Raw genomic sequence first — 20,319 nt, 5'->3', positions numbered from 1 at the left:
ACCACCGCAACGCGGTTGTGCGCATGTGCCGCGATCGGATCCCTACAGCCGCCGGGCGCGCCCGGCCATCGGGTCGACCGCACTTCGGCAGTACGACGAGAGCGAATGAATTGGCAATGAGCAGAACCCTGATCACCGGCGGCACGATCGTCAACGCGACAGGCACGTGTACCGCAGACGTCTTGGTCGACGGCGAGCGGATCGTCGCCGTCCTCGACGCCCAGACCGTGTTGGGCGGATCGCCGGCCGCCGAGAAGGTCATCGATGCCACCGGCAAGTACGTCATCCCCGGCGGCGTGGATGCCCACACCCATATGGAGATGCCTTTCGGCGGTACCAACGCCTCCGACACGTTCGAAACCGGAACGCGGGCCGCGGCGTGGGGCGGCACCACGACGATCGTCGACTTCGTTGTCCAGAAGGCCGGGGAGAATCCGCTCCGCCAGTACGAACTGTGGCACGAGAAAGCGGGCGGCAACTGTGCCATCGACTACGGCTTTCACCAGATTCTGAGCGACGTCGATGACGCCTCGCTGGCCGCCATGGACGAACTGGTTCACGAGGGCGTCACGAGCTTCAAGTTCTTCATGGCCTACAAGGGCGTCTTCCTGTCCGACGACGGCCAGATCCTTCGGGGAATGCAGCGGGCGAGCGACAACGGTGCATTGATCATGATGCACGCCGAAAACGGCAGTGTCATAGACGTTCTCGTCCAGCAATCCATCGCCCGCGGCGATACCGCGCCCTACCACCACGGGCTGACCCGGCCCTGGCAGGCCGAAGCAGAGGCCACCCACCGCGCAATCATGCTCGCCGACATCACCGGCGCCCCGCTCTACATCGTCCATGTCAGCGCGAAGCAGGCCGTCGAACAGATCGCCGCCGCACGCGACAACGGACGCAATGTCTTTGCCGAAACCTGTCCGCAGTACCTCTACCTGTCCCTCGAGGAGCATCTTGGCGCGCCCGGCTTCGAAGGTGCGAAATGGGTCTGTTCGACGCCACTACGCTCGCGCGCCGAAGGCCACCAGCACCACATGTGGCAGGGGCTGCGGACCAATGACCTGCAGGTCGTCTCCACCGACCATTGCCCGTTCTGCATGAACGGTCAAAAAGACCTGGGCCGCAACGACTTCTCCAAGATCCCCAACGGCATCGGCTCGGTCGAACATCGGATGGACCTGCTGTACCAAGGCGTCGTGCTCGGTGAGATCTCCCTGCCCCGGTGGGTTGAGATCTGCTCGACGACACCAGCACGCATGTTCGGGATGTACGGCAAGAAGGGTGTGATCCAGCCCGGGGCCGACGCCGACATCGTGATCTACGACCCCAACGGCAGAACACACATCAGCGCCGAAACCCATCACATGAACATCGATCACTCCGCATGGGAGGGCTTCGAGGTCGACGGCCATGTGGACACCGTGCTGTCCCGAGGCCAGGTGGTCGTGGACCGGAACACCTTCCATGGCCGGACCGGCCATGGCCAGTACATCAAGCGCGGCCTCAGCCAATACCTCATCTAGTCCCGCCGCCGAGCAAAGAAAGGTCTACCAATGGATTTCGGCATCGTGCTGCAACCCGACCCACCTGCCTCGCGTGTGGTCGAGTTGGCGGTCGCCGCGGAGAACCGGGGATTCGACTACGTCTGGACGTTCGACTCACACCTGCTGTGGCAGGAGCCGTATGTCATCCACGGTCAGATCCTGGCGGCCACCCGCAAGGTGATCGTCGGCCCCATGGTCACCAACCCGATCAGCCGTGACGTCACGGTCACCGCCTCCACCTACGCGACGCTGAACTCGATGTTCGGCAACCGCACCGTATGCTCGATCGGCCGCGGTGACAGCGCCGTGCGGACGTTGTCCGGAAAGCCCTCCACACTGGCCACCTTGAGGTCGGCGGTCACGGTGATCTCCGATCTGGCCAACGGGCGTCCCACCGAGATCAACGGTTCAACGGTGCGCCTGCCCTGGGCCACCAAGTCCACCCTGGATGTGTACGTCGGCGCCTATGGGCCGAAGGCGCTCGAGCTGTGCGGACAGGTCGCCGACGGATTCCTGTTGCAACTGGCCGATCCCGACATCACCAAGTGGATGATCGAACGAGTCAAGAACGCTGCGGCCGACGCCGGACGCAATCCCGACGACGTCAAGGTCTGCGTCGGTGCGCCGGCCTACATCGGCGACGACCTGGACCACCAACGCGACCAATGCCGTTGGTTCGGCGGAATGGTCGGCAACCACGTTGCCGACATCGTCACCAGATACGGCACCAGCGGTGCGGTGCCCGAGGCGCTCACCGATTACATCAAGGGTCGCCACGGGTACGACTACAACGCGCACGGACGCGCAGGCAGCTCACACTCGGACTTCGTGCCCGACGACGTCATCGACCGCTTCTGCATCCTGGGGTCCGCCGATGCGCACATCGCCAAACTGCAGGAATTGCAGAAGCTCGGCGTCGACCAGTTCGCGATCTACCTGCAACACGACGGCCAGGACCACACCCTGGCCGAGTACGGCAAAGCGGTCATTCCAGCGATCAACCGCCCGGGCGACGTCATCCTCAGCTGACCGCCGCCACCCAAATTTCTTGAACGAGAGAGGAAACGACCCCATGACCACGATCAAGGCAGCCCTCACCCAGGTGGCCTGGACCGGAGACGAAGAGTCGATGGTGGCCAAACACGAGGATCTGACCCGGCAGGCCGCCGCGGCCGGCGCGCAGATCGTCTGCTTCCAGGAACTCTTCCACGGGCCCTACTTCGGCATCGTGCAGGATCCGAAATACTACGAGTACGCCCAGGCGGTCCCGGGTCCGCTCACCGAGCGTTTCTCGGCGCTGGCCAAGGAACTCGGGGTCGTGCTGGTGCTCCCGGTGTACGAGGAGGAGATGCCGGGCGTCTACTACAACACGGCAGCCGTGATCGACGCTGACGGAAGCTATCTCGGCAAGTACCGGAAGAACCACATCCCCCATGTCGACCGATTCTGGGAGAAGTTCTACTTCAAACCCGGCAATCTCGGCTACCCGGTGTTCGACACCGCTGTGGGCAGGGTCGGCGTGTACATCTGTTACGACCGCCACTTCCCGGAAGGCTGGCGCGAGTTCGGACTCGCCGGTGCCGAGTTGGTCTTCAACCCATCGGCCACCAAACCCGGCCTGTCCAATCGGCTCTGGGAACTGGAGCAGCCTGCAGCCGCCGCCAACAACCAGTATTTTGTAGGGGCCAATAATCGGATCGGCACCGAGACCGGGGAATTCGGCGATGACGCCGTGACCTTCTACGGAAGCTCCTATTTCGTAGATCCCCGTGGCAACTACGTGGGCGACGTGGCCTCGCCGGACGCCGAGGAAATCGTGATACGCGACCTCGACCTGTCCCTCGTGCGCACTGTACGCAACGACTGGCAGTTCTACCGAGACCGTCGCCCCGAATCCTACGAAGCCATTCCCGCCCACTAGATTCCCGCTCACAGATGGAGTCCCCAATGCGCGCCAAGGCACCCAAAACCGCGCCGCTCGGCGACCCCGCACCCATCCCGTTGGATGAACACGGGCATGCCGTGGAGGCCTCGCTCTACAACGCGGACCTGCGACCGATCCATCCGGCCATGCGCACCTGGACGAGCCGTGTCTACCTGACGTTGTGGGTGGCAATGTGCATGAACCCGGCCACCTGGACGCTGGCAGCGTCGCTCATCGCATTGGGGATGAACTGGGTTCAAGCCCTCTTCACCATCGTGCTGGCCAACCTGATCGTGTTGATCCCCATGCTGCTCAACAGCCACGCAGGCGCAAAGCACGGGATAAGTTTCCCGGTATTCGCCCGAGCCGCTTACGGTGTGCGCGGGGCGAACCTGCCCGCGGTCATGCGTGGACTGGTGGCATGTGGATGGTTCGGCATTCAAACCTGGTTCGGCGGTCTGGGTCTCAATCTTGCGCTGGGCGCCGCGATCGGACCGTCCTGGTCGCAGGCTCAGCCCGTCGATTTCGGCTTCATCGGAACGCTGCCGGTCACCACCCTGGCGTGCTACCTGGTAGTTCTCGCCCTTCAGGTGGCGGTGATTTACAAGGGGTTTGAATCCCTGCGCCGCTTTCAGCAGATCGCCGCGCCAGTCGTCGTGGGCGCGGTTCTGCTCCTGATCGTCGTATTGCTGTTCAAGACCGGCGGCGATCTCGGACCGGTGATGTCGCAGCCGTCGAAACTGGGCTGGGGATCGCACTTCTGGCTCGCGGTCTTCCCGATCAGCCTGATGGCCAATATCGCGTTCTGGTCGACGTTGTCGCTCAACATGCCGGATTTCACCAGGTTCGCCGAAAACCAGCAGGCACAGCGACGAGGTCAAGCATGGGGCCTGCCGGCGACCATGCTGGTCGTCTCCCTGATGGCGATCCTCGCCACCTCCCTGGCCTCACAGCACTACGGGGTGACGGCAGCCGAGCTGTGGAACCCCGACGAGTTGGTATCTCATTTCGGCAGTCGCATAGCGATTTTCGTGGGCGCGTTGGCCATCGTCGTCTCGAGTGTGCAGACCAACATGGCGGCCAACCTCGTCAGCCCGGCGCTGGACTTCGCCAATGCACTGCCCAAGCTCATCACGTTCCGGCGGGGCGTGCTGGTCTCGGTCGCCCTCGGCACCCTGATCCTGCCCTGGAAGCTGCTGGCCAGCCCCGAGACCTATGTGTTCGTCTGGCTGGGGTTCTACGGCGGTGTCATGGGTGCTGTGGGCGGCGTCCTGACGTCGGACTATTGGCTCGCACGCAAGACCGAACTACGGGTACCCGAGCTGTACATCCTCGACGGCCACTACCACTTCACCAACGGATGGAACGTTCGCGCGGTGATCGCCACGGCCGTGGGAGCTTTCGTCGCGGTGGGTGGGGCCTACTCGACACTCGGACCCAACGGAGAGAAATCCGGCCCGTTCCCCGTCGACGGGGTGATCCCGCTGCTCAAGCCGCTGTACGACTACAACTGGATCGTGGCCTTCCTGGTCGCCATGGCGGTCTACTGGGTGTTGGCGGCGCATCGCCGGAACAGCCACCACACGGTGCCGTTCGACGGCACGCCCGCACCTACGCTCACGCCGAGCGCATAGACCGTTCGGACCGGGGAGCGCCTCAGCGCTGCCCGGTCCGAACAGGCCACATCGAGCGAGTGACGGGATTCGAACCCGTGTAAACGGCTTTGCAGGCCGGTGCCTAGCCACTCAGCCACACCCGCATCACGAGTTACAGTGCCAGGCGCACCGGAGCCAGCCCATGGTTTCGATCGCAATGATCGTTACTCGTCGGTGTCCTCCCCCACCGGCCTGCCGACCACTGGGCCGCCCTGAGGCCAGCCGGCCGGCGAGTCCTCCCACGGTTCTTGCCGCCCATACGGAGTCAGGTCGAGGAACGGGTACCCGACCGCGGTGTGGTCGAGGCCGCGGGCAAAAGCCGAGTAGGTGTGGAAGACCTCGTCACCGCGACGCAAGAAGACACTGGCCCCGGGCCAGTCACCGCGCAGATCGTCGTCATCGAAACCGTCGGCGCGCAGTTCCTCGGCGGACTTGTAGTTGTATTCGATCGGGGCACGGGCCGGGTCGAGCGTCACGTGGTAGTCGTAGGTGAAATCGCTGTCGCGCGACGAGTACCACGGGAAGGTCCAGCCGTGGCTGTCGCGGTAGGCGGCGATGCTGGCATACGGCGCGCGGGACACACAGGCGAACGTGACGTCCTTGCCGTGCAACAACTTTCGGTCTTCTTCGGTGAAGGTCAGATCGGCTGCGGCGGTACAGCTGGGACAACCGGCGTCGAGAGCGTCGATCCACATGAAGTGGTGGATGTAGAGCTGGCTACGGCCCTCGAACAAGTCGAGCAGCGTCACTTCACCATCGGGGCCCTCGAAGGTGTAGTCCTTGTCCACCTTCACCATCGGCAGCCGGCGCCGTTGGGCGTTGACCGCGTCGCGCAGGTGCGTCACCTCGCGTTCGGCGGCCAGCAATTTCTTGCGCGCCTCGAGCCACTCGTCCCGATCGACGACATCTGGGTAGGCGTTCAGCGTCAGCGACATCGAATCACTCCTCGTGTTGGTCCTGGAGGAGAGACTCGCGCCAGGGCCGAAACTCATCGCGCGCGAACGTGCGCAGAATGCCGGCGTTATGCGGCGTGTTGGGCAGCAGACGCGCACGCTCGCGGTGCAGAACGGAACGAAGCGATGGCTCCGAGCGCGGCGAGCACCGCGAATGCGGCGAACAGCCAACGCGCCGCGGCCGCGTCCGCGGTATCGCGGAGGTTGACGACGACACCGGCCAGACCCGCACCGAACGCACCGCAGATGAGCTGGACGGTGTTGATGGCGGCCGCCGCGGCCGGCCCCTCGCCCGGATCGTCCACGCTGCCCATCGCCCACGCGGACAGATGCGGCCAGGCGATACCGATGCCGGCACCCGTGACCGCGAGCGCCACCGCCCACGCCACCACCGACCCCGGCGCCATCCCGTCCCGGATCAGCACCGCCCCTAGGACCAGACCAGCCGCCATCACGATCGGCGCGATCGCCACCGTGCGCACGATGACCCGCCGGCTCTGCAGCGACGCACTGACGATCTCCCCCGCTGTCCAACCGACCGACAACACCGCGCCGAAGAAGCCGGCCATCACCGGCGTGAGGTGCGCCAACCGTTGACCGAACAGCGGCACGTACATGTCGACCATGGTCGCGGCCATCAGCACCCCCAGGCTCAGATAGATCCACTTGAGCGGACCGGACCCGAATGTGCTGGGCGGCAACACCGATGCCCCGGCCCGGCGGTCCACGGCCAGGAATGCGACGACCAGCGCCACGCCCAGTGCAAGCAGCGCCGCGGTGGCTCGCCGGTCGTGCGGAATACCCGCCACACTCACCGTCATGGCCGCCGCACCCAGCAGAACGAGCGACCACCCGGGGATGCCGGGCGCCGGACCCGAGCCGGCGGCCCTGGCCGGCAGGGCGACCGGCACCAGGGCGGCCATCGCAGCCGTGAGGATCACCAGCACACCGAAGGCCCAGCGCCAGTTCCCGAATTGTGCGAACACCCCACCGGAGGCCGGGCCGATCACGGTACCGACACCCCACATGGCGGACACCAGCGCAGAAGCCTTGGTCCACAACGTATTCGGCAGCGCCGTGTTGATCACGGCATACCCCAGGCCGGCGAGCAATCCCCCGGCGAAACCCTGGACGGTACGGCCGGCAAGCAGCACCTCCATACTCGGGGCCAGGGCACAGCTCAGACTCCCGACGCCGAACACCGTGAGCCCCAGCAGATATGCGCGTCTCGGGCCCAGCCGCATCAACAGCGAGTGGACGGTGGTGGCCGCGACCACCGAGGCGACCAGGTACACCGTCGTCACCCAGGCGTAGAACCGCTGCCCGCCGATCTCGGCCACCGCACTGGGCAGCAGGCTGATGGTCAGGAACTCGTTGGTGGCGTACAGCAGCACACCGCCGGCCAGGACGGTGGACGCACCCAGGTACCGGGCACCCAACAACTGCCGCCAGGTCCCGGTATCTGGAGTCACGGTGTCGGTCACACCGACGACGCTAGAAGCTGAACCGCCGTTGAGGTCAACAACCGCCGATCACTTCAGACCGGCGGCGTCCATTCCCCGGAGCTCCTTCTTCAGATCCTGGATCTCGTCGCGGATCCGCGCCGCCAGCTCGAACTGCAGATCGCGGGCCGCCGTCATCATCTGCTCGGTCAGATCCTTGATCAGATCGGCCAATTCGGCGCGCGGCATGTTCGTGGTGTCGCGGCCTTCGACGATGCCCGCACTGACCGCGCGACCGGGTTCGCCCTGAGCGCGCCGGCCGCGGGAAGCGTTGCGCCCCGAACCGCCGATCTCCACCGATTCACTGTCGTCCGCTTCGCGGTACACCTGGTCGAGGATGTCGGCGATCTTCTTGCGCAACGGCTTGGGATCTATCCCGTTGGCCTCGTTGTAGGCGATCTGCTTGGCCCGGCGGCGCTCGGTCTCGTCGATGGCCTCACGCATCGAGTCGGTGATCTTGTCGGCGTACATGTGGACCTCGCCGGACACGTTGCGGGCGGCGCGGCCGATGGTCTGGATCAGGCTGCGCGTGGACCGGAGGAACCCCTCTTTGTCCGCGTCGAGGATCGCCACCAGCGACACCTCGGGCAGGTCCAACCCCTCACGCAGCAGGTTGATCCCGACCAGCACGTCGTATTCACCGAGGCGTAGCTGCCGCAACAGCTCGACGCGGCGCAACGTGTCGACCTCCGAATGCAGGTACCGGACTTTGATGCCGAGCTCCAGCAGGTAGTCGGTGAGGTCCTCGGCCATCTTCTTGGTCAACGTGGTGACCAAGACCCGCTCGTCGCGCTCTGTGCGGGTGCGGATCTCCCCGATCAGGTCGTCGATCTGGCCCTTGGTCGGCTTCACCACCACCTTCGGGTCGACCAGGCCGGTCGGGCGGATCACCTGTTCGACGAACTCACCACCGGCCTGGCTGATCTCGTAGGCGCCCGGGGTCGCCGAGAGATACACCGTCTGCCCGATGCGGTCGGCGAATTCCTCCCAGGTCAGCGGCCGGTTGTCGACGGCTGATGGCAGCCGGAAACCGAACTCCACCAGGTTGCGCTTACGGGACATGTCTCCCTCGTACATGCCGCCGATCTGGGGCACCGTGACGTGGGATTCGTCGATGACGAGCAGGAAGTCCTCGGGGAAGTAGTCGAGCAGGGTCGCCGGGGCCGAACCGGCCGGACGACCGTCGATGTGGCGCGAGTAGTTCTCGATGCCCGAGCAGAACCCGACCTGCTTCATCATCTCGACGTCGTAGTTGGTGCGCATCCGCAGCCGCTGGGCCTCCAGCAGCTTGCCCTGCCCCTCCAGCTCGGCCAGCCGCGCTTCCAGCTCCTGCTCGATGGTCGAAATCGCCTGCGCCATCCGCTCCGGGCCGGCCACATAGTGGGTGGCCGGGAAGATCCGCAGCGAGTCGACCTGGCGGACGATGTCGCCGGTCAGCGGGTGCAGGTAGTACAGCGCCTCGATTTCGTCGCCGAAGAACTCGATACGTACCGCGAGCTCCTCGTAGGACGGGATGATCTCGACGGTGTCGCCGCGCACCCGGAAGGTGCCGCGGGTGAACGCCATGTCGTTGCGGTTGTACTGGACATCCACCAACAACCGCAGCAGCCCGTCGCGCGGCACCTCCTGACCCACCGCCAACTCCACCGAGCGGTCCAGATAGGACTGCGGCGTGCCCAGGCCGTAGATGCACGACACCGACGCCACCACGACCACGTCGCGCCGCGACAGCAGGCTGGAGGTAGCGGAGTGCCGCAACCGCTCGACATCGTCGTTGATCGAGCTGTCCTTCTCGATGTAGGTATCCGTCTGGGCGATGTACGCCTCGGGCTGGTAATAGTCGTAGTACGAGACGAAATACTCAACGGCGTTGTGCGGCAACATCTCCCGCAACTCGTTGGCCAGCTGGGCAGCCAGTGTCTTGTTCGGCGCCATGACCAGGGTGGGCCGCTGCAGCCGCTCGATCAGCCACGCCGTGGTGGCCGACTTACCGGTACCGGTGGCACCCAACAACACGACGTCGCGTTCGCCGGCTTTGATCCGGCGCTCCAGTTCGTCAATGGCGGCCGGCTGATCACCGGCCGGCTCGTACTCACTGACCACCTCGAACCGGGCACCGGTGCGGACGATCTCATCGACAGCCCGGTACTCCGAATGCGCGAGCACAGGATGTTCGGTCGCAAAGGCCATGCTCACCAGCGTAGAACTGCATGCCGACAACTTCCGCCCGCGTTCGCTGCACGCGTAGGCTTGGCCCATCCACCCGCCGAAACACGAGACATTCGACCTGGTCGCCCGCACGAACACCGACCCAAAAGGCATCGTGCGGGCGGTTGACGTCTACACCGTCGAGCCTTGGGGCCTGTACATGGCCCGCCCGACTCCCGGCCGGGCCCAGTTCCACTACCTGGAGTCTTGGCTGCTGCCCTCGCTCGGACTGCGGGCCAGCGTGTTCCATTTCAGCCCCGGCCACGAGCGGGACCAGGACTTCTACCTCGACATCGGCCGCTACACCGCGGGCCCGACCGCGTGGCATTCAGAAGACCACTATCTGGACCTGGTGATCCGCACCGGACGCGGCGTCGAGTTGTGCGACGTCGACGAACTGCTGACCGCGGTGCGCCACGGTCTGCTGAGCCCGGAGACCGGCGAACAAGCGGTGCAAACCGCGGCCACCGCGATCGAGGGCCTGGCGAGCTGCGGCTATCGGCTTGATCAGTGGCTGTCCGGCAACGGAATGGCCCTCACGTGGCGGGGAGCGTAAGGTCAAGATTCATGAGCTCAGCTAAGTACGCCTGGGGAGTCCTCCCCGCGCTGGCAGGACTGCTCACCGGCGCACTGTTGATACCCGCTGTCGCACACGCCGACCCGGAGGCGCCGCCTCAACTGGAACCGCTGCCCGACCAGCAACTTCACAACGTGACGTACCGCGCCAGGATCGACGGTGTCTCCCGCAACGCCACCATCGCTTACAAGATCGACGACCACAACGTCAACACCGCCGACCCGTCGATGTTGCCCGGCCGGGTCTTCGAGGCGACGGGCGTGGTGGCCGATCCACAGACCGCCGGAATGGATGTCCGCATCGATTGGCCGTACTCGGCGAACCTGCACTGCGAGATCCTGGTGGACGACCAGATCGTCGCCCAGGCGGACACCTTCGTCGGCCCTCGGCTGACCCGGCCGAAGGACGATCCGAATTACGGCAGCCTGCCCTGTGGAGCACCGCTGAGCAACTCGGTGCCTGCTGTGCCCGCCACAGTTCCGCCCGGAACCGATGTCGCGTTGCCGGCGCCCGTCGATCCCGCGGCCGCGGAACCCGCGCCACCGGCTACCTAGCCCTCAGCGCTTCATCCAGGACTCAACCGTGTGCCGGGTGTCGTTGATGTGCGCCGCCATCTGCGCGGCGGCCAACTCCGGGTCGCGGTTCTCGATCGCTACGAGGATCGCCTCGTGGAAGTCGTTGGCGTTGGGCTCCAGGCGCCCGAAGATCGCACCGACCGGTAGCCACATCCGCCGTCGGGCGTCGGCCACCGCCTCCAGCAGCCGGTCGTTCTGCGAGGCCTGGGCGATGCCGAGGTGAAACGCCGAGTCCAGCGTCTGGAACTCAGTGGTGTGCCGGGCCGACGGCTCGTCCATCCCCACCTGCAGCGCGGACTCCATGCCTCTGAGCAGCTTGCGAAGTTCGGCCACATCGCCGGCCCGGCGTCGCTCGGCGGCCAACCGGGTGGCGCCGGTTTCGACGATGACGCGGTAGTCGAAGGCATCGCGGATCGCCCGCTTGTTGCGACGCAGCTCGCGGCGCATCTCGGCGGGGTCGTACTGCGGCGCCTGCACCGTGAAGCCACCGCCACGGCCGCGCCGCACCGTGATCAGCCCCTCGCCTTCCAGAACGCCGACGGCAGCGCGCACCGTGGTGCGGGAAACGTCGAGCATGTCGGACAGTTCGCGTTCGGTGGGCAGCCGGTCACCGGGCCGGAACTGACCGAGTTCGAGCGCCCGCCGCATTTGGTCGACCACCAGCTCATGCGCCGCGATCTGGCGAACCGGTACCAGTGCCGGCTTGGCTGTTGACACGCGTCCCCCCTTCGGACGCCCCAAACGCTACCGCACAGGCCGTCCCAGCAGGCCTCTCATCTGGCCGTCGGCACCTTGTGCGCGAATCCTGGTGCAGCCCAGCGAACTAAGGCCGCCAGTCCGTCGCATCCGCCCATTTCTGGGCGCGATGGTAGGCATCCAGGAACCACGGCTCTTTGGCCACGGCGTAGTCGGGCGCCGCCAGAGCGGCGCGCTTGGCGGCCAGATAGTCCACCTGAACGCCAGGGTTGGCCCGCAGCCAGTCGACGAACGTCAGCGCGAACCGCTGATTGGGCCAGCCGTCCACCCGAACATGCACATTGGTCGGCCGGCCAGGATCTGCCGATGCGTGGAAACGCTTCTGCCACACCGCAGGATCCGCGCTGTGCGGGGTGTCTGCCGTGATACCCGGCACCACCGGATAACCGGCCGTCAACAACGCCTCGGCGAGCTCATCGGCAACCGCCAGCGATTCGACCGTCACCTGCACGTCGATGACGTCCTTGGCGTCCATCCCGGGCACAGCGGTCGAACCGATGTGGTCGATGCGCACCGCCCGGTGCCCACATGCCGTGTTCAGCCGGGCCACGATGCGGCGCGCCTGCTCCGGCCAGGTCGGGTCATACGGCACCACGACCGGGTCGCGATGGGCCGGCCGGCGAACCTTGAGATTGTGTGCGAAGGGCAGGATCCGCTCGTGCCACAGGGCGCGCGCCTGCTCGATGACGGCGCCGGGGCTACCAGAGTTGTCCAGCCACACATCGGCGACGGCGCGGCGTTGTTCCTCGGTGGCCTGCGCGGCGATGCGGGCGCGAGCATCCTGCTCGGTGAATCCGCGGTACTCGATGAGCCGCTTGACGCGTAGTTCCGGGTCGGCGTTGACGATGACGACCAACGGAAACATCGGTGCCATCTGGGATTCCACCAACAGCGGGATGTCCTCGACGATGACGGCATCTTCATGGGCCGCCGCGATGAGCTCCGACCGGCGGTGCGCCACCAGAGGATGCACGATGCCGTTCAGGGTGGCGCGCTTCTCGTCGTCACTGAAGGCGACTGCCGCCAGCGCGGGTCGGTTCAACGCCCCCTCCGGGAGCAGGATGCCGTCCCCGAACGCCTCGACCAGTTTGGCCAGCCCCTCGGTTCCGGGCTCGACCACCTCACGTGCGATCACGTCGCCGTCGACGATGATGCCACCGAGTTCACTGAATGTGGCCGACACTGTTGACTTCCCGGCGCCGATACCGCCGGTTAACCCGATACGAAGCACGCCCACAGTCTGTCAGGCCGCAGGAACGACGAACGCCCCGACCCAAAAGGGCCGGGGCGTTCGTTGCCAGATCTATTTAGGCGTTGCCTGCGAGCTTCTCCCGCAGTGCAGCCAGCTGTGCGTCGCTGGCCAGCGTGCCACCGGTGGACTCCTCCGAACGCGAGGAACCGTTGGACACCGGACGGGCAGCTTCCTCGGCCTCGGCCGCGGCGAACTTCTCCATCTGCGTGGTGTGCATCTTGTGCCGGCGCTCGGCCTCGGCGTAGCGGGCCTCCCACTCCTCACGCTGCTTGTCGAAGCCTTCGAGCCATTCGTTGGTCTCGGCGTCGAAGCCCTCGGGGAAGATGTAGTTGCCCTGCTCGTCGTAGCTGTCGGCCATGCCGTACTTCGACGGGTCGAACTCCTCGGTGTAGTCCTCGTTGGCCTGCTTGAGGCTCAGCGAGATCCGGCGACGCTCCAGGTCGATGTCGATGACCTTGACCATCGCGTCGTCGCCGACCTGGACCACCTGGTCCGGGACCTCGACGTGGCGCTCGGACAGCTCCGAGATGTGCACCAGGCCCTCGATACCCTCCTCGACGCGGACGAACGCACCGAACGGCACCAGCTTGGTGACCTTGCCCGGAACGATCTGACCGATCGCGTGGGTGCGGGCGAAGTGACGCCACGGATCTTCCTGAGTCGCCTTGAGCGACAGCGAAACCCGCTCGCGATCCATGTCGACGTCCAGCACCTCGACGGTGACCTCGTCGCCCACCTGAACCACCTCGGACGGGTGATCGATGTGCTTCCAGGACAGCTCGGAGACGTGCACCAGGCCGTCGACACCGCCGAGATCGACGAAGGCGCCGAAGTTGACGATCGAGGAGACGACACCCTTGCGGATGGCGCCCTTCTGCAGCTGGTTGAGGAACTCGCTGCGCACCTCGGACTGAGTCTGCTCCAGCCAGGCGCGGCGGCTCAGCACCACGTTGTTGCGGTTCTTGTCCAGCTCGATGATCTTGGCCTCGATCTCCTTGCCGATGTACGGCTGCAGATCGCGGACACGACGCATCTCGACCAGGGAGGCGGGGAGGAAGCCACGCAGACCGATGTCGAGGATCAGGCCGCCCTTGACGACCTCGATGACGGTGCCCTTGACGGCCTCGTCCTTCTCCTTGAGTTCCTCGATGGTGCCCCAGGCGCGCTCGTACTGAGCCCGCTTCTTGGACAGGATCAGGCGGCCTTCCTTGTCCTCCTTGGTGAGAACGAGGGCCTCGACCTCATCGCCCACGGAAACGACCTCGTTGGGGTCGACGTCGTGCTTGATGGAGAGTTCGCGGGAAGGAATGACACCTTCGGTCTTGTAGCCGATATCGAGCAGGACCTCGTCACGGTCAACCTTGACGATGGTTCCCTCGACGATGTCGCCATCGTTGAAGTATTTGATGGTTTTGTCGATGGCGGCGAGAAAGTCCTCAGCCGAGCCGATGTCGTTGACGGCTACTTGCGGCGAGGTGACGGAGGGACTTGGCATGTGGTGGGTTGCTCCGGACAGGTTTACTCGTAGGGACAATTGTGTTGCGTTTATCGCTTTGGTGCAGATCCGTGCCGGCGACTAGATGGTGTCCAGCTGTACGCACAGATACGTAACGAGGGTACTCGACCAGGCACACGCAGGACAAACCGCCCCTCTACGGGGGCGTCACGGGCACGCCGGACCGTCGTCGGAATTTGTGCCGGGAACGCAGCCTACCCACGGCTACTCTGCTGCAGTGGCGTATTACCCGACCCCAGGCCCTGCCCATCGGCCGTGGTTCCCGGTCACCGCTCCGATGCCGAGGCCCGTACGTAAGGTCGGCGCCCCGCTGGCCGCGATCATCGCCTGCGGCGTCGTCATCGGCGTGCTCGTGCTGCTGTTCACCGCGCTCAACCCCGCCGGCGCGATCATCGGATTCACGCTGTCCAGCATCGTGATGACCGGGGCGGTGTTCGCCTACCTGTGGCTGGACCGCTGGGAACCGGAGCCGCCGCGACTCCTGTTGCTGGCGTTCGGCTGGGGCGCCGCCGTCGCCGTCGTGTTGTCCCTCGTGCTGAGCCTGTTCACCGATGCGCTGCTGGCCCCCGGTGTCGACTCGGCGGATTCGGCGCACAGTTTCGCCTCGGTGGCGATCCGCGCCCCGTTCATCGAAGAGGCCGCCAAAGGCCTGTTCCTGCTGATCATGATGACCGGGCGGCGGCGCAACGAGCTCAATTCGCTGACCGACTGCCTGGTGTACGCCGGCCTGGTCGGGATCGGTTTCGCCTGGCTCGAAGACATCATGTACATCTCCAGCGCCGACTCGCTGGCCGGGTCACTCGTCACCGCCGCGATGCGCCTGGTGATGGCCCCCTTCGCCCACTCGCTGTTCACCACGATGACCGCGATCGGGGTGTACTTCGCCCTGCACCGGCGCAGCGGCGGGGCCAAGCTGCTGTGCATCCTGGCCGGCTACCTGGGCGCGGTGTTCATGCACGGGCTGTGGAACGGCTCGTCGCTGCTGGGCGCCGGAACCTACTTCATCGTCTACGCGGTGTGGATGGTGCCGATCTTCATCGCGATGATCGTGGTCGCCGTCACCAGCCGCCGCCGGGAACAACGCGTCGTGGCCGCCAAACTGCCGGGCATGGTCGCCGCCGGGCTGATCACGCACAACGAGGCCACCTGGCTGGGGTCGTTGAAGACCCGCCACGCCGCCGTCAAACAGGCCACGCTGGCCGGCGGACGGCCCGCGGGCAAAGCTGTCGCGGCGTTCGCCGCCGCCGTCGTCGAGCTCGCCTTCGTCCGCGACCGCATCGACCGCGGTTTCGGCGATGCCCAGGTGTACGCGCTGCAGCAGGAAGAGGTGTACTCGGTGACGGCCGCACGGGCAGCCGCGCCGATCCTGCACTGGATGGCGCACTACCAGGCGCCGGTCCGCTACTGAACCGCCGGCGACGTCACCGTGCGGGCCCTCGCCACTAGCGATTTGCGCTGGTCAGCGATACTTGTCGAATGCTCGCCCACATTGTCGACGTGCTGCCGGCCTTCCTGGTCGCATCGGTGATCCTGGCCGCACTGCCCGGACCGGCGACGGCACTGTTCCTGCACCGCTCGGTGCGGGACGGCGCGGTCGGCCGGCCTGGCGGCAGTCGTCGGCAACGAGATCGGCATCTGCGGCTGGACTCTGGCCGGCGGTGGCGGGCTGTCGATGTTGCTGACCGCCAACCGGTGGTTGTCCCTCACCCTGCATGTCGTCGGCGCCGCGATCCTGATCTGGCTCGGCGTCAGCGCGTGGCGCAGCGCGAAGCACCCGGCCGACGCGCAGGTCGCCCTGCCGGCGCGGGGGCGAACCCCGGCGGCGGCCTTCCGCGCGGCACTGCTGTCGATCGCCGCCAACCCGAAGGCGGCGGCCTTCGGCATCGTGGTGCTCCCCCAATTTCTGCCGGGGACGGGGCCGGTGCTACCGACGTTGCTGGTGCTCGCCCTGATTCAGCTGGTTATCGACACCTCATGGTGCGTGGGTATCGTGCTGGCCGCCGACCGCGCGCGAAACATCCTCAACCGCACCCGAATTCGCCGCCGTATCGAACGAGCGATGGCGGCCGCACTCGTGGCGCTGGGCCTGGGGCTGGCGGCCGACGCGCGATAGCGCGGGCCCCAACCGACGCGGCGTTGGCGAGCTACTTCGGCCACACGTTAGTGGGCCGCCGCATCCCAGCTCCGGCCGTATCCGACCGACACCTCCAACGGCACATCCAACGGGTAGGCGTTGCCCATGTGCTCGCGAACCAAAGCCTCCAGGGTGTCCCGCTCCCCCTCGGCCACCTCGAACAACAACTCGTCGTGCACCTGCAGCAGCATCCGCGACGTCAGCCCCGCTTCCTTGATGGCCGCGTCGACGTTGATCATCGCCACTTTGATGATGTCGGCAGCACTGCCCTGGATCGGAGCGTTGAGCGCGGCCCGCTCAGCCGCCTCGCGCACGTTGCGGTTGCTGCTGTCGAGTTCCGGCAGGTAACGACGACGGCCCAGCACCGTTGAGGTGAACCCGTCCTTACGGGCCTGGTCGACCACGTCGCGCAGGTAGTCACGCACACCGCCGAACCGGTCGAAGTACTGCTCCATCTGCACCTTGGCCTCTTCGGTGGAGATCTTGAGCTGGCTGGCCAACCCGTAAGCGCTCAGTCCGTAGGCCAGGCCGTAGGACATGGCCTTGACCCGGCGGCGCAGCTCCGGGGTGACCTCGTCGATGGGCACCGAGAACGCCCGCGACGCGACGAACGAATGCAGGTCCTCACCGGTGTTGAACGCCTCGATGAGGCCTTCGTCCCGGGACAGGTGCGCCATGATCCGCATCTCGATCTGGCTGTAATCAGCCGTCATCAGCTCGGCGTAACCGCTGCCGACGACGAACGCGTCGCGGATGCGTCGGCCGGCCTCCGTGCGGATCGGGATGTTCTGCAGGTTCGGCTCGGTCGACGACAACCGGCCGGTGGCGGCAATGGTCTGGTTGAACGTGGTGTGGATGCGCCCGTCGGAGGCCACCGCATTGAGCAGCCCGTCGACGGTCACCTTCAAGCGGGTGACGTCGCGGTGGGTCAGCAGATGCTGCAGGAACGGGTGGCCGGTCTTGTCGAACAGCGATTGCAGCGCATCGGCATCCGTGGTGTAACCGGTCTTGGTCTTCTTGGTCTTGGGCATCTCCAGTTCGTCGAACAGCACCGCCTGCAGCTGCTTGGGCGACCCGAGATTGATCTGCTTGCCGATCACCGCATAGGCGGCCTCGGCGGCGTCGCGGATCTGATCGGCGAACTCGCTCTGCAGCTCCTGCAGCTTGTCGACGTCGACGGCGATGCCGATCGACTCCATCTCGGCCAATGCCCGCTGCACCGGCAACTCCATCCGGCCCAACAGGGAGGACGAGTCGATCCGGGCCAGCTCCTCATCGAGTGCATCGGCGAGATCCAAAACCGCGCAGGCCCGCAGGATCAGCGTCTGCACCGCCTGCTCATCAACCCCGTCGGAGTCGTCGAGCAACGAAAGCTGTTGCTGCTCAGGGCTTTCAGCGCGCAGCTCGCGGCGCAGATAGCGCACCGCCAGATCATCGAGGGCGAAGCTGCGCTGCCCGGGCCGGACCAGATAGGCGGCCAGCGCCGTATCGGAGGTGACACCTCGCAGTGTCCAGCCCCGGCCGGCCAGGTCATGCATGGCCAGCTTGGCCTCGTGCAGCGCCTTCGGTGGGCCCGGGTCACCCAGCCAGCGCGCCAAGGCCTCCTCATCCTCGGGCGTCAACGTCGCGGTGTCGATGTACCGCCCGTCCCCGTCGGCCGCGACGATGGCCAGCGCGGTGGCGTCGGCGTCAAACGCCAGGTGCGTGCCGACCACGGCCAGCCCGAACCGGTTGCCCAGGCTGTGCTCGGCCAGCCATGCGGCCAACTCGCCCGGCTCCAGCGCCCGGCCGCGCACGTCGAACCCGTGCTCGACCTCCGGTTCGGACGCCACCAGCGTTTCGAACAGCCGGTCCCGCAGGACCCGGAACTCAAGGTCGTCGAACAGCCGGTGGATCTGGTCGCGGTTCCAGGGTTGCATCCGCAGCGTGTCCGGAGTCTGGGCCAGCGGGACGTCGCGCACCAGCTCGGTCAGGTCGCGGTTGAGCACCACGCTGGACAGGTTGGCCCGCAGCGCGTCGCCCACCTTGCCCTTGACCTTCTCGACGTTGTCCACCAGCTCCTGCAGGGAGCCGTACTCGACGATCCACTTCGTCGCGGTCTTCTCCCCCACTCCGGGAATGCCGGGCAGGTTGTCACTCGGGTCCCCCCGCAGGGCCGCGAAATCCGGGTACTGCGCCGGGGTCAGCCCGTACTTCTCCACCACCGCCTCCGGCGTGAACCGGGTCAGCTCGCTGACGCCTTTGCGCGGGTAGAGCACGGTGATGTCGTCGGTCACCAATTGCAGCGAGTCCCGGTCACCGGTGACCACCAACACCCGGTAGCCCTCCTGCTCGGCCTGGGTGGCCAAGGTGGCGATGATGTCGTCGGCCTCGAATCCGGGCTCGGCCAAAGCCGTGATGCCCAGCGCGCCGAGCACCTCTTTGGTGATGTCGATCTGCCCGCGGAATTCGTCGGGGGTGGCCGACCGGCCCTCCTTGTACTCGGGGTACTTGTCCTTGCGGAAGGTCTGGCGGGAGACGTCGAACGCCGCGGCCACATGGCTGGGCTGCTCGTCCCGCAGCAGGTTGATCAGCATGGAGGTGAACCCGTAGACCGCATTGGTGGTCAGCCCGCCCTGAGTCTTGAAATTCTCGGCGGGCAACGCGTAAAACGCCCGGAATGCCAACGAATTGCCATCCAGCAGCATGAGGGTGGGCTTGTCAGACGTCCCTGAGGCGTTGGGGGTCGGCGCGTTCTTCGTCTCGGTCTTCGCGGGGCTCACGGCCCTCACTCTATGCGGGGCCACCGACGTGCAGACGACGGCGAGCCATCTCGGTCAGCACCCTGGCGGCCGGGCTCATCGGGCCCTGTGCCCGCCAGGCGAACACCAGCCGGCCGCGAAGCTCGGGGGTGATGGGCAGCGGGTGCAGGCCGGTCCGGTTGACCGCCACCGATTCGGGCAACACCGCGACTCCGAGCCCACGCTCGGCGAGCTCGGCCAGTGCGTTCGGGGTGCTCGCCTCGAACGCGACCCGCGCGGCCACCCCGGCGGCGCGGCACGCTCGGTCGAACTGGTGGCGGATGCCCGCGCCGGCCGGCAGCGCGATCACCGGATGTTCCGCGAGATCGCGCAGGGCGACCGTGCGTCGCCGGCGCCACGGATGGTCACCTGCCACGGCCGCGACGATGCGTTGATCCGTCACCACCTCGGCAGTCAGTCCGGCCGGCAGTTCGGCACCCACCGACACGATGGCCGCATCGAGGCGTCCCGAGTGCAGGCCGTCCAGCAGCGCGTCGGACTCGTCGGTGGTCAGCGTGATGTCGACGAGTGGGTGAGCGGCGTGGAACTCGGCGAGCAGCCCCGCCATGTCGAAGTCGTGGGCTGTCACAGTGCCCACCACCACTGAGCCACGCACCAACTCGCCGAGTTCCTCCACGGCGATGCGGACTGCGGCGGTGGCGGCCAGTGCGGCCCGGGCGTGCGGCAGCACGGCCTCGCCTGCGGCGGTCAGCCGGACCGCGCGGCGGCTGCGATCGAACAACTGCTGGCCGAGCTCGCGTTCAAGAAGCCGGATCTGCGCGCTGACCGCCGGTTGCGCGACATGTACCCGCTCGGCCGCGCGGGTGAAGTTGGCTTCCTCGGCCACCGCGACGAAGTATTCGAGCTGCCGCAATTCCATAAGAAATCACAATAGTTTGTGTAATCACTATGTATTGGACGTATCGTTGGGCGCTGACGA

General features: G+C 66.2%; 16 protein-coding genes and 1 tRNA gene. 8 read left to right on the top strand and 9 right to left on the bottom strand.

Annotation, left to right across the window (positions count from 1 at the left end; genetic code table 11):
* The first annotated feature begins 116 nt into the window (after window positions 1–116).
* From hydA to K6L26_RS14580, 4 genes are read left to right on the top strand one after another with little or no spacing between them, the layout of a single operon-like run.
* Window positions 117–1,526, top strand: coding sequence for a dihydropyrimidinase (gene hydA / locus K6L26_RS14595; protein WP_019346668.1), 1,410 nt, complete (start codon window positions 117–119; stop codon window positions 1,524–1,526).
* Window positions 1,527–1,556: 30 nt separating this feature from the next.
* Window positions 1,557–2,576 carry a TIGR03842 family LLM class F420-dependent oxidoreductase gene (locus K6L26_RS14590; protein WP_019346669.1) on the top strand — a complete coding sequence of 340 codons (1,020 nt, stop codon included), beginning with the start codon at window positions 1,557–1,559 and terminating at the stop codon, window positions 2,574–2,576.
* Between the two features lie 43 nt (window positions 2,577–2,619).
* The gene (locus K6L26_RS14585; RefSeq protein WP_019346670.1) at window positions 2,620–3,468 is read left to right on the top strand and encodes a nitrilase-related carbon-nitrogen hydrolase; all 849 of its coding nucleotides are present in this window, start codon (window positions 2,620–2,622) and stop codon (window positions 3,466–3,468) included.
* A 26-nt stretch (window positions 3,469–3,494) separates the two neighbouring features.
* Window positions 3,495–5,105, top strand: coding sequence for an NCS1 family nucleobase:cation symporter-1 (locus tag K6L26_RS14580; RefSeq protein WP_019346671.1), 1,611 nt, complete (start codon window positions 3,495–3,497; stop codon window positions 5,103–5,105).
* A 54-nt stretch (window positions 5,106–5,159) separates the two neighbouring features.
* On the opposite strand, the gene K6L26_RS14575 is transcribed toward K6L26_RS14580, so the two are convergent.
* From K6L26_RS14575 to uvrB, 4 genes are all read right to left on the bottom strand, one after another.
* Window positions 5,160–5,230, bottom strand: a tRNA-Cys gene (locus tag K6L26_RS14575).
* A gap of 60 nt (window positions 5,231–5,290) precedes the next feature.
* A complete protein-coding gene (locus tag K6L26_RS14570; protein WP_019346672.1) occupies window positions 5,291–6,061 on the bottom strand; it encodes a DUF899 domain-containing protein in 771 nt (256 codons plus the stop codon).
* Between the two features lie 86 nt (window positions 6,062–6,147).
* Entirely contained in the window at window positions 6,148–7,563 is a 1,416-nt protein-coding gene (locus tag K6L26_RS14565) for an MFS transporter (RefSeq protein ID WP_076215712.1), read from the bottom strand.
* Window positions 7,564–7,611: 48 nt separating this feature from the next.
* A complete protein-coding gene (gene uvrB, locus K6L26_RS14560; protein ID WP_036394069.1) occupies window positions 7,612–9,771 on the bottom strand; it encodes an excinuclease ABC subunit UvrB in 2,160 nt (719 codons plus the stop codon).
* Window positions 9,772–9,838: 67 nt separating this feature from the next.
* On the opposite strand from uvrB, the gene K6L26_RS14555 reads away from it, so the two are divergent.
* Together K6L26_RS14555 and K6L26_RS14550 are read left to right on the top strand one after the other, a co-directional pair.
* Complete coding sequence (locus tag K6L26_RS14555) at window positions 9,839–10,345, top strand: ribonuclease FAU-1 family protein (RefSeq protein ID WP_174551592.1); 507 nt, start codon at window positions 9,839–9,841, stop codon at window positions 10,343–10,345.
* A gap of 11 nt (window positions 10,346–10,356) precedes the next feature.
* Window positions 10,357–10,920, top strand: a complete 564-nt coding sequence (locus tag K6L26_RS14550) for a hypothetical protein (RefSeq protein WP_019346676.1) — start codon at window positions 10,357–10,359, stop codon at window positions 10,918–10,920.
* Window positions 10,921–10,923: 3 nt separating this feature from the next.
* On the opposite strand, the gene K6L26_RS14545 is transcribed toward K6L26_RS14550, so the two are convergent.
* From K6L26_RS14545 to rpsA, 3 genes are all read right to left on the bottom strand, one after another.
* On the bottom strand, window positions 10,924–11,658 hold the full coding sequence (locus K6L26_RS14545) for a FadR/GntR family transcriptional regulator (protein ID WP_221853295.1): 735 nt from the start codon (window positions 11,656–11,658) through the stop codon (window positions 10,924–10,926).
* A gap of 106 nt (window positions 11,659–11,764) precedes the next feature.
* The gene (gene coaE / locus K6L26_RS14540; protein ID WP_221853294.1) at window positions 11,765–12,928 is read right to left on the bottom strand and encodes a dephospho-CoA kinase; all 1,164 of its coding nucleotides are present in this window, start codon (window positions 12,926–12,928) and stop codon (window positions 11,765–11,767) included.
* Between the two features lie 76 nt (window positions 12,929–13,004).
* Window positions 13,005–14,444, bottom strand: a complete 1,440-nt coding sequence (rpsA, locus tag K6L26_RS14535) for a 30S ribosomal protein S1 (protein WP_003884756.1) — start codon at window positions 14,442–14,444, stop codon at window positions 13,005–13,007.
* Between the two features lie 238 nt (window positions 14,445–14,682).
* Between rpsA and K6L26_RS14530 the strand changes: the two genes are divergently transcribed.
* Entirely contained in the window at window positions 14,683–15,873 is a 1,191-nt protein-coding gene (locus K6L26_RS14530; RefSeq protein WP_043369484.1) for a PrsW family intramembrane metalloprotease, read from the top strand.
* A gap of 195 nt (window positions 15,874–16,068) precedes the next feature.
* Window positions 16,069–16,578, top strand: coding sequence for a LysE family translocator (locus K6L26_RS14525; protein WP_342394416.1), 510 nt, complete (start codon window positions 16,069–16,071; stop codon window positions 16,576–16,578).
* Between the two features lie 47 nt (window positions 16,579–16,625).
* On the opposite strand, the gene polA is transcribed toward K6L26_RS14525, so the two are convergent.
* Window positions 16,626–19,361, bottom strand: coding sequence for a DNA polymerase I (gene polA / locus K6L26_RS14520; protein WP_064894303.1), 2,736 nt, complete (start codon window positions 19,359–19,361; stop codon window positions 16,626–16,628).
* Between the two features lie 10 nt (window positions 19,362–19,371).
* Window positions 19,372–20,259 carry a LysR family transcriptional regulator gene (locus K6L26_RS14515; RefSeq protein ID WP_221853293.1) on the bottom strand — a complete coding sequence of 296 codons (888 nt, stop codon included), beginning with the start codon at window positions 20,257–20,259 and terminating at the stop codon, window positions 19,372–19,374.
* Window positions 20,260–20,319: the final 60 nt, after the last annotated feature.

This window comes from Mycobacterium farcinogenes (assembly GCF_019739075.1).
Taxonomy (GTDB): domain Bacteria; phylum Actinomycetota; class Actinomycetes; order Mycobacteriales; family Mycobacteriaceae; genus Mycobacterium; species Mycobacterium senegalense.
Note: the sequence above shows the minus strand (reverse complement) of the source record. Positions and strands in the feature narration are given on the sequence as shown.

Coding starts and splice junctions, on each gene's coding strand:
- K6L26_RS14590 (WP_019346669.1), top strand. CDS start 1,557: ATGGATTTCGGCATCGTGCTGCAACCCGACCCACCTGCCTCGCGTGTG.
- K6L26_RS14585 (WP_019346670.1), top strand. CDS start 2,620: ATGACCACGATCAAGGCAGCCCTCACCCAGGTGGCCTGGACCGGAGAC.
- rpsA (WP_003884756.1), bottom strand. CDS start 14,444: ATGCCAAGTCCCTCCGTCACCTCGCCGCAAGTAGCCGTCAACGACATC.
- uvrB (WP_036394069.1), bottom strand. CDS start 9,771: ATGGCCTTTGCGACCGAACATCCTGTGCTCGCGCATTCGGAGTACCGG.
- K6L26_RS14550 (WP_019346676.1), top strand. CDS start 10,357: ATGAGCTCAGCTAAGTACGCCTGGGGAGTCCTCCCCGCGCTGGCAGGA.
- K6L26_RS14570 (WP_019346672.1), bottom strand. CDS start 6,061: ATGTCGCTGACGCTGAACGCCTACCCAGATGTCGTCGATCGGGACGAG.
- K6L26_RS14580 (WP_019346671.1), top strand. CDS start 3,495: ATGCGCGCCAAGGCACCCAAAACCGCGCCGCTCGGCGACCCCGCACCC.
- hydA (WP_019346668.1), top strand. CDS start 117: ATGAGCAGAACCCTGATCACCGGCGGCACGATCGTCAACGCGACAGGC.
- K6L26_RS14515 (WP_221853293.1), bottom strand. CDS start 20,259: ATGGAATTGCGGCAGCTCGAATACTTCGTCGCGGTGGCCGAGGAAGCC.